The sequence below is a fragment of the Neobacillus camarae genome (assembly GCF_054950115.1).
On the sequence record NZ_JBUCKX010000003.1, the window covers coordinates 755,125 to 767,584 of the forward strand.

Genomic DNA, 12,460 nt, shown 5'->3' on the forward strand with positions numbered 1-12,460 from the left:
CCATTGCGGTTGATTTAAACAGGTTAAAAGTCACGCCTATTTGGGGCTAAAGGCACCCTGATTTCTTTCGTTAGATCAAATGGGCCGATTTGGGTGATTGGTGGATTTGTAATGGAAATCCTTTCAAAGCCAAAATCTTTTGCCGTCAGCAAAATCGCTTCGAGTGAAAATAAGGTTTGCTGATTATTCTCGAGTTCGGTATTGGTTTTAAGAGACAAATTTAAAATTTTTCCTTCATCCACCACGTTTTCAATTTGAAATGAGGGCAAAATGGATTTTTGCAATCCTGTAACCGGAGCCTCCCCCATCATGGCCCCAAAAGCCGACTGGACATCATTAAATGGCGTGTTATAGGGTACTATAAAGGGCTGTTCGCTGCCTTGTGGATAATAAAAGTAAAAGGCACGGTTCTTGTCATTGGTGACAGTAATATCATCTACTTCCCCTGTATTTCCAAATTCAATGCCAGGGTTTCCGGCTGTAGAAAGTTTAATTAACTTAATAGCGCTATTCGAAGAAACATCCTTTTTTAATATCTCCATAAAGTCATTTTCATTTGCCGATCCTTGGCCATATTGGTGACCGTATGGTACATCCACTAAAACCTGGTTATTTTGTTGGTCAAGGTTTACGGATGCATTAAGTGGATAATAATCCGTCAATCCCCATTGGGACTCTTTAAGTTCAGATGCCTTTTCATTGAATAATTCGACCCATGTTTTTCCTTGTGTCTCCTTCACGATACTGGAGACCGGTACCAGGAATAGAGCCTGCTCATCAGGTATCCAATAGGTTACAACTTGGCCATTACCAATTTCATCATCATAAATAGCGGTTTTTTCCATTTCTGAATTCACAGCTGCCATCTCTGGCGAACCCGTTGTATTTTCATTGGATGGTTCCTTTTTAAGGGCTACATTGCCGTCAGCCTGCATTTCTCTGCTCTGGACCGATTTTTGTTCACCGGCCCTATCCATTGATTGTTGGTTTCCATCCATAAGCTTAGGTACCAATATAAAGAAAAGAAATAATGCCGCGGCGGCTGCAATTCCAGGGAATAGCCATTGTATCGATTTACGCCTTCTTTGAGGAATATTATGGTAAATATTACTAGGATGGCGATTATCTTCTATCTTTGGCATCTGTCTAAGTAGCTGAATTAGTTCTTCATCGCTCCACTCTGACTTTTTCACTATTCTGTCCCTCCTTCTCATAAAAAGTCTCCATCTGCTTTTTTAAAACCTTTAACGAGCGATGTTGCGTTGTCTTAACTTTACTTTCTGTCCACCCCAAAGCTTGAGCAGTTTCTGCAATCGATAAATCTTGAATAAATCTCAAAATGATTACCGCTCTTTGGTCGACTGTGCAATATTTCAAACATTTATATACCCACTGTATCTCTTCTCTTTGTACAGTAATTTCCTCTGGTATTGGATAATCATCCTTTACTTGATTGTTAGACCAATCGAACTTCTCGAGAATTTTTTCCTTCCATCCTTTTTGCTTCCGGAAAAAGTCGATGGCCACATTTCGGGCGATGGAAAATAACCATGTTTTTTCGCTGCTTTTTCCTTCAAATCGTTCATAAGATTTAAACACCCTGATGTATACTTCCTGGACGAGATCTTCTGCTTGTTCTTTGTTTCTAACCATATAAAATAGAAATTGGAACACGTCATGATGGTATTTTTGATAGAGTTCATCGAAAACGGAGTCCATCAATTCCCCTCCCCGTTCAAAATATTAGTCGATGTATAGGTATAAAAAGTTTCACTTCCATAAGTGTAGACTTTTTTCCAGCAAAAAGGAAGGCGCTTTTTTATGAAAAACTCAGTAGAAACGGGCTGTGGATTTTGGCTCCACAGAATTAAAAAAATAAAAAATATCTTTTAAAAGAGCCTATTAAAAAAAGGATGACTCTAGTTTTATGAGTCATCCTCTCTAAAATCACATCGGTTTCTTTACTAGCTCGCTTGCGAAAATGTTCCTTGTGAATCAAGAACAATCGGCAAATTCCTTCCTGTTTTTCCTATTTTCGCGGGAGCAAAAAGGAAAATGTCGTTCCTTGGCCGAATTTACTACGCACGGAAATCTGTCCCCGATGTGCCTCAATAATATTTTTTGCAATGGCCAGCCCAAGTCCAGTTCCGGATTTGCCCCGCGTTCTGGCCTTATCCCCTTTGTAAAACCGTTCAAACACAAATGGAAGGTCTTCTTCAGTAATTCCCGAACCAGAGTCCTCCACCTCTATTCTGATTCCTTTGTCTTCAAACGCAGCTTTTAAAATAACTGAACCGCCTATGGGAGTATGCCGGATCGCATTATCAATCAGGTTTGTCAGCACCTGTTCAATCCTGTCAGGATCAATGTGAATGAAAGGCAGCCCGTCTTCGATTTCGGCATTTAATTGTATCCCATTTTCTTTAGCCAATCCTTGGAACTTATGAATAATCCTCTGAACAAAAGCTGACAAATCCACTTCTTCTATCGTTAGTTGAATGTGTCCAGCCTCCATCCTGGCCAAGTCCAACAGTTCATTGACCAGTCTGCCCATTCTAAGGGATTCATCATATATTACCTTTGCCATCTCACGTTTCTCTTCTTGGCTTTCTGCAATATCATCTACGATTGCCTCGCTATATCCCTGTAACATGGAGATTGGAGTTCTTAATTCATGAGATACATTGGCAATAAAATCTTTTCTCATTTTTTCTAGTTGTCTTTCTTCCGTCATATCACGAAGTACTGCAACGGCGCCACGGATGAACTGGTTACTGTATAACGGACTGACGAGCATCACCCAATGGCGGCCTTGTAGAGAAATCTCCCCAATCTGCTCACTCTCAGTGTCAACCGCTTTTTGAAAAAGTTCCATTACTTCAGATGGAATGGCTTCATTCGAACGGTTCTCACCTGTTTCATAATACCAATATTGAAGAAATCGATCAGCAGGCGGATTGGTAATCAAAATCGTACCATCCCGATTAAAGGTGATTACCCCGTCCGCCATACTGCTTAAGATGCTTGCAAGCTGTTCTTTTTCCTGATTGAGGGCATTCATATTAAACTTTAACTGTCTACCCATTTGATTAAATGCGGTAGCCAATTCTCCGATTTCATCATGTGTTAAGATAGGAACCTTTGTATCGAACTTTCCTCTGGCCACTTCAAATGCGGCTTCTCTCATTTTCCTAAGCGGCGCCGTTATTCTTGTTGACAGAAAAAAGGCGAAAATAGTGGTAAGAATAATGGCGACCCCCGCGACCAGCAAAATAAATTTTGCGGCAGACCGGGATGTTTCCTGCATACTTTCCAATGATTGATAGATAAAGACGGCACCGTTTTCTTCTTGTCCAGGAAAATGCAAAGGCACCCCAATAATCGAGTAATTAGACTCTGAATTGCCTTTATTGTTTCCGGAAATATTCGTTATCTTCTCAACGGTTTGGTCATCTTTGAATACTTTTGACAGTTCCGAGTCACCTTTAATTTCTGGCAGCAATAATTTGTTGTCTGATTCTATGTTGGGAGAGTAATAAAGTTCTTGGTCATTTTTTACAACCATCACTTTAGTGAAATCATCAATCATTTCCCATGATACCTCAAGCCCCAATTTAAATTCCTCATTTGGGTGCTCTTCCAGAACATGGGCTATTTTACCAGCAGTATTGGTTAAATCATTCTTGGTTTCTGTAATGCTGTAGTTTTGAAAGTACTCAAGTAGCATAACTGTTAATATAAACAGTACAAATGCAACTAACAAGATGATGGTAAACCAGAGCTTACCTACTACACTTCGCAGGAAGGTCATTCATTAATTACCTCGAATTTATACCCCACTCCCCAAACTGTGACAATCATTCTGGCAGCCTCTTCTGACACCTTATTCAGTTTTTCACGAAGACGCTTTACATGGGTATCAACCGTACGTAAATCACCGAAGAATTCATAATGCCATACTTCTTTCAGCAATTGTTCCCGGTCAAATACTTTATCCGGTGCTTTGGACAGAAAATAAAGCAGTTCGTATTCTTTTGGAGTCAAGCTGACTTCTTTCCCATCAGCTGTTACTCTGTGCGCGTCATTATCAATAGTCAAGTGCGGGAATACAATCACATCTTTGGTTGTGGTTTCTGTTTGAAGATAGCTGGTTTGGGATGATCTCCGTAAAATGGCTTTGACCCGTAAAACCACTTCCCGAGGGCTGAACGGTTTAACAATATAATCGTCCGTTCCCACTTCAAAGCCCTGAACCCGATTGACTTCCTCGCCCTTGGCCGTTAACATAATGACCGGAGTGGCTTTTTTCTCTCTAAGTTCACGGCAAACCTCAATCCCGTCTTTGCCGGGCATCATCAAATCAAGCAGTATGACATCATAATCATTGGCAAGAGCTTTAGATAAAGCTTCATTTCCATCTTCAGCTTCATCAATAATAAACTCTTCCCTTTCTAAATACATTTTTAATAAGCGGCGAATTCTTTCTTCATCATCAACGACTAATATTTTCACGTTTTTATCCATTATAATTCCCCCTATGGAGTTAATTTTACAAAATGGTCATCGTTTTTGCTAGATTTTCTAAGGAATTACCCCTATAAAAAGTGTCAATAATTTGACAAAGTAAATATGATTATTAAATTTATTATATTATTTAAAAGCCTTCACTAGTATGAAAGTGAAGGCTTTATTGTGTGCTGCTTAGGAACCCGCATATGAATGTAGTCCGGCAATCACAAGATTCACAGCAACAAGGTTAAACATAATGATAACGAAACCGAGAACGGCCAGCCACGCTGATTTTTCACCATGCCATCCTTTAGAAAGGCGGAGATGCAAAAAGGCCGCATAAAATAGCCACGTAATGAGCGCCCAAACCTCTTTAGGGTCCCAGCCCCAGAAACGGGACCAAGCCATATGTGCCCAGATCATGGCAAAAATTAGTGCCCCCAACGTGAAGACGGGGAATCCGATTAAAACGGAACGATAGCTTATTTCATCGACAAAATCAAGTTTAATATTCTTGACCAGCGGCTTCAAAGCTGCGGCGATGCGCTTTCTCAGAACCAATCGAATAATGGCATAAAGCACAATACCGCCAATGAGGGACCAAACGACTGTGTTCAATTTTTTTGCATTAATAAGAGCCGGCACGCTAACAAGGGGTTTTAACCCGCCCTCTGACAGCAAATGTCCTTCATGAGGCCCAAATAATGCGGGCATGGAATAGTCTAAGGTAGCTTCATTGTCATGCTTATCTACCCACGAAAATTCTTCATGGTAATCGGCTGCTGAAAATATAGTGGAGACAGCCACAAATCCAAGAACCGTCACTAGCGCGAACATGATGACTTCAAGCCAAAAAGTTTTCTTGGATCTGGTAGCTTGATCAATCGCCTTCACCAGGTAGATGAGGCCAGCGGCAAAACTAATCGCCAAAATGGCTTCCCCAATAGCTGCAGTTGTAACATGAATATGAAGCCAATAACTTTGAAGCGCAGGGATTAAGGGTGTAATTTCGCGCGGAAACATGCTGGCATAGGCGATGACGAGTATCGCTACCGGCATTGTGAATAATCCCAGTAACGTTGTCCGATAAATGAAATAAATTACGATAAATGCTCCTACTAAAGCCATACCAAAAAAAGTGGTAAATTCAAACATATTGCTGACCGGTGCATGTTTTGCAGCTATCCATCGTGTAATAAAATATCCCAGTTGTGCAATAAAACCGATAATCGTTAAAGATACAGCAATTTTTCCCCACTTGTTGGTTTCTCTTTTACCTTGATTGGCTTTTTTCTCCTTAATTGATCCACCATAAAAGAGAATCGACACTAAATATAGAATAAAGGCAATAAACAATAAATTACTGCTTAATCCTGCCAACTATGCTCCCTCCTGTTCTTCTTTTTCTGCCTGCAACTGGTCATCGGGAACATTTAACCCCGTATTATCCAAACAAGCTTCAATTTCCCGTTTTAGACCATACCAGTTTTTGTTCGTATGCGCAGCAATCCAGACTTGTCCGTTTTTTTTCTGTACCCAAATGCGGCGATGATTCCAATACGCACCTTGAATCACGCCAATCATGAAAATAATCCCGCCCAATATGATGACCCATAAGGTGGAATCTTTTCGAACCGTAAATCCTGAGACATTTTTCGTTCCAATGCCTCTAAAGGTCATTTTGTACGTATTATCACCAAATGGCTCGATTGTTTGCTTAATTGCAACAAAACTGGTTTCTCCTTCAGGTTTTTCAGGCGTAATCATCCGAAATACGAAGGCTGGGTTGTTAGGGACCCTGGATTTAGTAGACGGTTCTTTATTCTCATCAAATTCAAAGTCTGGAAAATACTCAGCAATCTCCACTGAATAGCCATTGCCAAGGTCATATTTAGACTTTGGATTTACCAAGTCTATAGTTAAATCCCCCACTGACTGATTTGTCTGTTTATTCGTTAAAGAAAAAGTCATTGCATTTAATTCACTTCTATAGGAGGATTGAAAGATCGAATACCCGTCAAATGTTAACGGATGATTCACACGGACTTTATAGTCTTTTACTCTTTCAAGCTTTGGTTTCGCACCGGGCAGACTGTTTCCTGCTTTTTGATATAATACCACATTGGACTGATAGTTTTTGACAACTTCTCCTGCTCTTTCGATGGCTTTTTCAAATGTTTTATCTTTATTTTTATTATAGGTTTGCAAGATGAATTGATTGTTTTTTAAATAAAACTTTTCCCCGGTCTCTGGAACTAAAGCGGTTTCGCCTTCCCGGACCCATAAATTCTCGTTCACATACATCCCCGGAATAAACCGAAGCATTCCGCCGATTAAGAAGATAATTAATCCCACGTGGTTCACATATGGTCCCCACCGTGAAAATCGTCCTTTTTCGGCTAATAAATCGCCGTTTTCCTCACGGATTTGATAATGTTTTGCTTTCAGATGTTCTTTCAATCGCTTAAAATCATCTTCATTGGTGTTTGAACTAATGCCGAACACTCGCTGGCGCTGTAAAAATCCTTCATTCCTTGTGACTCTTTGTGCCTTTAATGCCTTATATAATGGGATAACTCTGTCAAGGCTGCAAATAACCAACGAGACACCAATCATGGCAATTAACAATAAATACCACCAAGACCCATACAAGTCATGAAAACCCAACTGATAATAGATTTTTCCAAACCAGCCATATTCTTGTTCATAATAAACATCCGCAGGCAGGTTTATATACATTTCCTGCGGCAGGATCGTGCCAAGGATGGAAGCAATAAGAGTTAAAACAATCAACCAAACCCCAACTTTTACCGATGAAAAGAAATTCCAGATCTTATCAATAATCGTCTTATTATAGGTTTGCGAGCGCCGCGCACTCCCCTCGTAGCGCATGTCAAGCAACTGGTTATTATCCTTTTCCCGTTCATCCAGTACCTTTCCACAGGCTTCACACAGTACCGTACCATGTGGATTGACATGACCACATTCACACTTTACCTCTTTCATTGCGAAAACTCCCTACGCCCATAAATTGAAAATCCTTATGGCTTTATTTTCTCCATAAACTCCCTGACCATATTTTCAGTTAACTCTCCGGTATAATACTTTACTACTCTCCCATTTTTATCTATTAGAAAAGTGGCGGGCAGCTGGTCGATATCATAGGCAGTCATGACTTCCTTTTCGGAATCAATCATGATAGGAAAATCCAGCTGGTACCGGTCAATAAATTTATTAACAGCAAGTTCTGATTCCTGAATATCAACTGACAATACCTGAACCCCTTCATCTTTAAATTGTTGGTATTGATTGTTGATATAGGGCATTTCCTTTTTACATGGCGGACACCATGTTCCCCAGAAATTCAGAAATACCCCTTGACCGCGATAATCGGACAAACGATGCTTGTTGCCCTGCATATCTGTTAAAACAAAATCGGGTGCAGTATCATTGACCGCCACCTTTTGTTTATTGTCCATCGCGAAGTTTGAATATAGTGTATAAACAACGGCCGCAGCTAGTATAAGCAGGATAATTGTCCTTATGACTAATCGCCGTTTTTTCATAACCAACCCTCCTGTTACCTTAACGATCTCCCGAAAGTTATTCTAAATTATATCATTTACCAATATAGTCATAGTGGTAACAGCTATTGGCAATTGTGACGTTTTTATGACTTTTTTGCAGTTTCCAAGGCAAGGGTTCTTAATTGCTTAACCTCATGGGGAGTCAATTCACGTGCTTCGCCTGAGGATAGTCCGCTTAAAGTTAAAAAGCCGTAACGTTCCCGCTTTAATTTGATCACTTCATGCCCTATCGCTTCAAACATTCTCCTTACTTGGCGATTTTTCCCCTCATGAATCGTGATTTCGGCAATGGAAGTCTGTTTTTTCTTGTCAAAGGATAACAGCTTAACTTTGGCAGGGGCTGTCTTCCCATCTTCCAGTTTGATTCCTTTTTCCAATTTTCTTAAGTTTTCTTTCAATGGGACACCTTTAACCTTTGCAACATAAACCTTCTCAATTTCATGACTTGGATGCATGAGTAAATGGGCAAAATCACCGTCGTTCGTGAGTAAAATCAAACCTGAAGTATCATAATCCAAACGGCCGATGGGATAAATTCTTTCTTTAATCTCCGGGAAAAAGTCAGTTACCACTTTTCTCCCCTTATCATCACTAACACTTGTGATGACACCTCTTGGTTTATACAATAGAAAATAAACGGGTTCTTCCTTTTCAAGCGGTATTTCATTGACTTCGACTTTGTCAGACCCGGAAACCTTGATCCCAAGCTCGGTAACCACTTTTCCGTTTACTTTTACTTTGCCTTCTTTAATTAGCTCCTCAGCTTTTCTCCGCGAAGCAATCCCGGCACGGGCAATCACTTTTTGTAATCTTTCCACAGACTTCACCTCAAAAATTTTTTCCAATCATTCAAATTATGTTATACATCTATAAAAATTTTTCACCCTTAAAGATGGGCATATATATCTATCCTAATGAATTATGACACAAAACCTTCACTTTTCAAAGTAATGGCTACTAGTTAACAATAAAAAAGTAAGTCTTCCCATTTAGAAGACTTACTTTTTGTAGGATAGCTTTATTTTGTTCCAAATATATATACGACAACAACAATGGCAGCAATGATTCCCGCTACATCTGCCAATAAACCAACTTTTAATGCGTCGCCCATTTTTTTAATTCCTACGGCACCAAAGTACACGGTTAGTACATAGAAGGTGGTGTCAGTGCTCCCTTGAAGCACGGATGCCAACCTGCCAATAAACGAATCCGGCCCATAGTTTGCTATTAAATCACTTGTCATGCCAAGAGCCGCTGTACCGGAGATCGGCCTGATTAAAAGCAACGGGACGATTTCAGCCGGAACGCCGATGGTTTGCATAATGGGCCTTACCCAGTTCATCAGCGCCTCTAGTGCGCCGGAAGCACGAAAAATAGAAATAGCGACTAACATTCCCACTAAGAAGGGGATAATTTGAAAGGCAATTTTTATCCCTTCTTTGCCGCCTTCAACAAAACTCTCATAGGTAGGGACTTTCTTAAAAGTTCCATACAGTAATATAAAGCCAATTAAAATCGGGATAAATGTAAGAGAGATAAACGAAATTAACGCCATTTTTTCACCCTTTTCGGCTTCTGCGATAATAAAAATATCGATCAATAAGAACAGCACTGATGGCCGAAAGGATGGTGGCAATGATGGTGGGGACCACTATTTCGGTTGGTGCTGCAGAATGATAGGTCATTCTTATGGCGATCACTGTTGTCGGGATTATGGTAATACTGGCGGTATTAAGCGCCAAGAATGTGACCATCGACCTGGAGGCAGAATCTTTACCGCCATTTAACTTCTTTAATTCCTCCATCGCTTTTAATCCGAGGGGGGTTGCCGCATTTCCTAAACCAAACATGTTCGATATCATGTTTGACAGCATATAACCCATCGCCGGGTGATTGGCTGGCACCTCCGGGAACAGCCTTTTGACTAGGGGCCGGAATAATTTCGAAAGTTTTTCCAATAGCCCGGATTCCTCGGCGATTCTCATCATTCCCAGCCAGAAAACAAGCACGCTAATAAGACCAATACATAGTGTAACCGCTTCTTTGGCTCCGTCAAATACTGCTTTGTTCACGGCCTCCATCGTCCCGTTGAATAAGGCAAAAATAATCCCTGTAACTGTCATGATTACCCAAATATAATTAACCATTGGCATTCACACCCGTAAATGAAAAAAATAGCTTTTTCACATTCTCCAAAAACCCCTTTTTTTGTTCTGGCTTATTTCTATAAAAAATTGCTGTTTCACTTACAGCACGTCCATCTAAATATACGACGGCTTTGCCAACCTTCACTTCCCGCACGTTTTGCCATTTCTCTTCTGGCTTATATAACTTATACTTAATGGAAAATAAGTCCATCTCTTCATCCGTTACAGGATAAACAACTGATTTCTTGATAAAGATATGATCCTTATAAATTTTATTGTCAACAGCAGAAATTTTCCCTTTTGTTAACACCTCGGCCATGTCAAAGCTTTTAAATCCTGCTTCATACATGCTAATATGGTCATTCCAGTCATCCGGGCCATTAAGGGTTACGGCAATTAACCCCATATCACCTTTGGACGCTGTCGTAACAAGAGTTCTTTTTGCCAGCTTCGTATAGCCTGTTTTACCGCCTGTTGCATATTTGTATTTTGTCAGCAGCCGGTTTTTATTTCGCCAAACATACTCCCAATTTTCCGAAGGATTGTCAGTACGGTACACCTTGGTGCCGGCGATTTTCTGGTAGGTTTTATTCTGCATGGCATATCTGGTCAAAAGGGCCATATCATAAGCGGTTGAGTAATGGTCATCAGAGTCATCCAACCCATGAGGATTGGAAAAGTGAGTGTCCAACATGCCAATCTCTGTTGCCTTTTGATTCATAAGAAGAGCAAAGCCATCGATACTTCCCCCGATATATTCGGCAATGGCTACGGCGGCATCATTTCCCGAACGGAGCATCAGCCCGTATACCAGATCCTCCAATTTCATTTTCGTGCCTGGCTTTAAATAAATGGAAGACCCCTCTGCCCGTACGGCTTTTTCACTGATTTTCACTGATTGGTTCATTTTCCCCGACTCAATCGCTATGATAGCTGTCATAATTTTAGTAATACTTGCAATCCTTCTTTTTTTATGGGCGTCTTTCTCAAATAGGACACGCCCTGATTTTTGCTCCATTAAAACCGCACTTGATGCACTTACAGTCGCATCTGCCTTTGCACTTTGTGGAATATTGACCGCCAATAACGAGACAATGAGGGAATAAACTATTAGACTCCAAATCTTTTTCATTATGTATACCTCGTCCCCCCTGTTAATTTAATAAAAGTTTATGCGGGACTAGCCTTGTTATGACAACTAAATTGAACAAGCTTATTTATATAGCGAAACACAAAAAGTCACTAAAAAAGACAACCCCTTTGATTCGGATTGTCTCTTCCCTGTATTTTTATATTCCTGGCCTCTTATCAATCGCTTTTTCTAATCTCATCTCCACATCATGCCAATAAACTATATTCCACCAGTTATTTATATATTCCGCCCGGTTATTTTGGTACTGAAGATAGTAAGCATGTTCCCAAACATCAAGGACCAATAGCGGGACTACAGTCCATTGCGTCAACAGCATATGCCGCTCGGATTGCAAAATTTCCAAGTGCCCAGCCATCGGCGACCAAACTAATAATGCCCAGCCAACGCCTTCCACCTGCTTGGCTGCCTCGGTAAACTGCTTTTTAAAAGCGGCAACACTTCCAAAGTATCGATTGATTTCATCGAGTAACAAACCTTTGGGTTGCCCGCCCCCATTTGGATTCATATTGTTCCAAAAAATCGAATGCAGATAATGACCAGATCCATGGAAGGCAAGCTCACGCGACCAATGTTTTATCAGCGAAAAATTATTCGTCTCCCTAGCTTTTTTTAAGCTTTGCTCCGCATTGTTCAATCCGTTGACATAGGAGCGATGGTGCTTATCGTGATGAAGTCTCATGATTTCTTCCGAGATATACGGCTCTAATGCATGGTATGGATACGGAAGATCCGGCAGAGTGTGCCCTCCAGGGGGAAGCTGTCGGTCTTCCGCCCAAAGGGTCCCTACCCCCTTCCCTTGCTTTCGGGTAAAGTAATTTTCCAATTGGCCGTGAATACTTTCGGCTTTTGCCTGCAGGCTTAGAAGTTGTTCAGTCGATAACTCCTGGTTCACATTTTCAATCAGATCTGTAAATTCATCCAACTGTTGCCAAAGTTCGGCATCCCCTTCCACTTGTTCAGATTGGAGAAATTGTTTCATTTGCTCATTCCAGATAAACAGGTCATTAACATATCGGCTAAACCGGCCCATCCAATCCCTCTCTTCCAAATTGGTCCTCTCTAAC

12 protein-coding genes are annotated in these 12,460 nt (G+C 40.7%); all 12 read right to left on the reverse strand.

The window, feature by feature from the left end:
- Positions 1 to 23 precede the first annotated feature (23 nt).
- Positions 24 to 1,193 carry a hypothetical protein gene (locus ACY8D0_RS19045; RefSeq protein WP_462412072.1) on the reverse strand — a complete coding sequence of 390 codons (1,170 nt, stop codon included), beginning with the start codon at positions 1,191 to 1,193 and terminating at the stop codon, positions 24 to 26.
- Positions 1,168 to 1,719, reverse strand: coding sequence for an RNA polymerase sigma factor SigX (gene sigX / locus ACY8D0_RS19050; protein ID WP_462412073.1), 552 nt, complete (start codon positions 1,717 to 1,719; stop codon positions 1,168 to 1,170). The genes ACY8D0_RS19045 and sigX overlap by 26 nt, the downstream gene beginning before the upstream one ends.
- 310 nt (positions 1,720 to 2,029) lie before the next feature.
- Entirely contained in the window at positions 2,030 to 3,811 is a 1,782-nt protein-coding gene (locus tag ACY8D0_RS19055) for an ATP-binding protein (RefSeq protein WP_462412074.1), read from the reverse strand.
- Complete coding sequence (locus tag ACY8D0_RS19060; protein ID WP_462412075.1) at positions 3,808 to 4,524, reverse strand: response regulator transcription factor; 717 nt, start codon at positions 4,522 to 4,524, stop codon at positions 3,808 to 3,810. Before ACY8D0_RS19060 ends, ACY8D0_RS19055 begins: the two co-directional genes overlap by 4 nt.
- A gap of 177 nt (positions 4,525 to 4,701) precedes the next feature.
- The gene (gene ccsB / locus ACY8D0_RS19065; protein ID WP_462412076.1) at positions 4,702 to 5,889 is read right to left on the reverse strand and encodes a c-type cytochrome biogenesis protein CcsB; all 1,188 of its coding nucleotides are present in this window, start codon (positions 5,887 to 5,889) and stop codon (positions 4,702 to 4,704) included.
- The gene (gene resB / locus ACY8D0_RS19070; protein ID WP_462412077.1) at positions 5,890 to 7,515 is read right to left on the reverse strand and encodes a cytochrome c biogenesis protein ResB; all 1,626 of its coding nucleotides are present in this window, start codon (positions 7,513 to 7,515) and stop codon (positions 5,890 to 5,892) included.
- Positions 7,516 to 7,550: 35 nt separating this feature from the next.
- A complete protein-coding gene (gene resA, locus ACY8D0_RS19075) occupies positions 7,551 to 8,075 on the reverse strand; it encodes a thiol-disulfide oxidoreductase ResA (RefSeq protein WP_462412078.1) in 525 nt (174 codons plus the stop codon).
- A gap of 104 nt (positions 8,076 to 8,179) precedes the next feature.
- Positions 8,180 to 8,914: a 23S rRNA pseudouridine(2605) synthase RluB gene (gene rluB / locus ACY8D0_RS19080; RefSeq protein WP_462412079.1), complete on the reverse strand. Its 735-nt coding sequence runs from the start codon at positions 8,912 to 8,914 to the stop codon at positions 8,180 to 8,182.
- Positions 8,915 to 9,114: 200 nt separating this feature from the next.
- Complete coding sequence (locus tag ACY8D0_RS19085) at positions 9,115 to 9,651, reverse strand: spore maturation protein (protein ID WP_462412080.1); 537 nt, start codon at positions 9,649 to 9,651, stop codon at positions 9,115 to 9,117.
- A 4-nt stretch (positions 9,652 to 9,655) separates the two neighbouring features.
- The gene (locus ACY8D0_RS19090) at positions 9,656 to 10,243 is read right to left on the reverse strand and encodes a nucleoside recognition domain-containing protein (protein ID WP_462412081.1); all 588 of its coding nucleotides are present in this window, start codon (positions 10,241 to 10,243) and stop codon (positions 9,656 to 9,658) included.
- Positions 10,236 to 11,375 (reverse strand): D-alanyl-D-alanine carboxypeptidase family protein, encoded by a 1,140-nt coding sequence (locus tag ACY8D0_RS19095; protein WP_462412082.1) that lies wholly within the window; start codon positions 11,373 to 11,375, stop codon positions 10,236 to 10,238. The genes ACY8D0_RS19090 and ACY8D0_RS19095 overlap by 8 nt, the downstream gene beginning before the upstream one ends.
- A 157-nt stretch (positions 11,376 to 11,532) precedes the next feature.
- Complete coding sequence (locus tag ACY8D0_RS19100) at positions 11,533 to 12,426, reverse strand: superoxide dismutase (RefSeq protein WP_462412508.1); 894 nt, start codon at positions 12,424 to 12,426, stop codon at positions 11,533 to 11,535.
- Positions 12,427 to 12,460 lie beyond the last annotated feature (34 nt).

Excerpts from the sequence above, each read along its gene's own strand:
- sigX (WP_462412073.1), bottom strand. The coding sequence starts at position 1,719 with ATGGACTCCGTTTTCGATGAACTCTATCAAAAATACCATCATGACGTG.
- ACY8D0_RS19055 (WP_462412074.1), bottom strand. The coding sequence starts at position 3,811 with ATGACCTTCCTGCGAAGTGTAGTAGGTAAGCTCTGGTTTACCATCATC.
- ACY8D0_RS19060 (WP_462412075.1), bottom strand. The coding sequence starts at position 4,524 with ATGGATAAAAACGTGAAAATATTAGTCGTTGATGATGAAGAAAGAATT.
- resB (WP_462412077.1), bottom strand. The coding sequence starts at position 7,515 with ATGAAAGAGGTAAAGTGTGAATGTGGTCATGTCAATCCACATGGTACG.
- resA (WP_462412078.1), bottom strand. The coding sequence starts at position 8,075 with ATGAAAAAACGGCGATTAGTCATAAGGACAATTATCCTGCTTATACTA.
- ACY8D0_RS19085 (WP_462412080.1), bottom strand. The coding sequence starts at position 9,651 with ATGGCGTTAATTTCGTTTATCTCTCTTACATTTATCCCGATTTTAATT.
- ACY8D0_RS19090 (WP_462412081.1), bottom strand. The coding sequence starts at position 10,243 with ATGGTTAATTATATTTGGGTAATCATGACAGTTACAGGGATTATTTTT.
- ACY8D0_RS19095 (WP_462412082.1), bottom strand. The coding sequence starts at position 11,375 with ATGAAAAAGATTTGGAGTCTAATAGTTTATTCCCTCATTGTCTCGTTA.
- ACY8D0_RS19100 (WP_462412508.1), bottom strand. The coding sequence starts at position 12,426 with ATGGGCCGGTTTAGCCGATATGTTAATGACCTGTTTATCTGGAATGAG.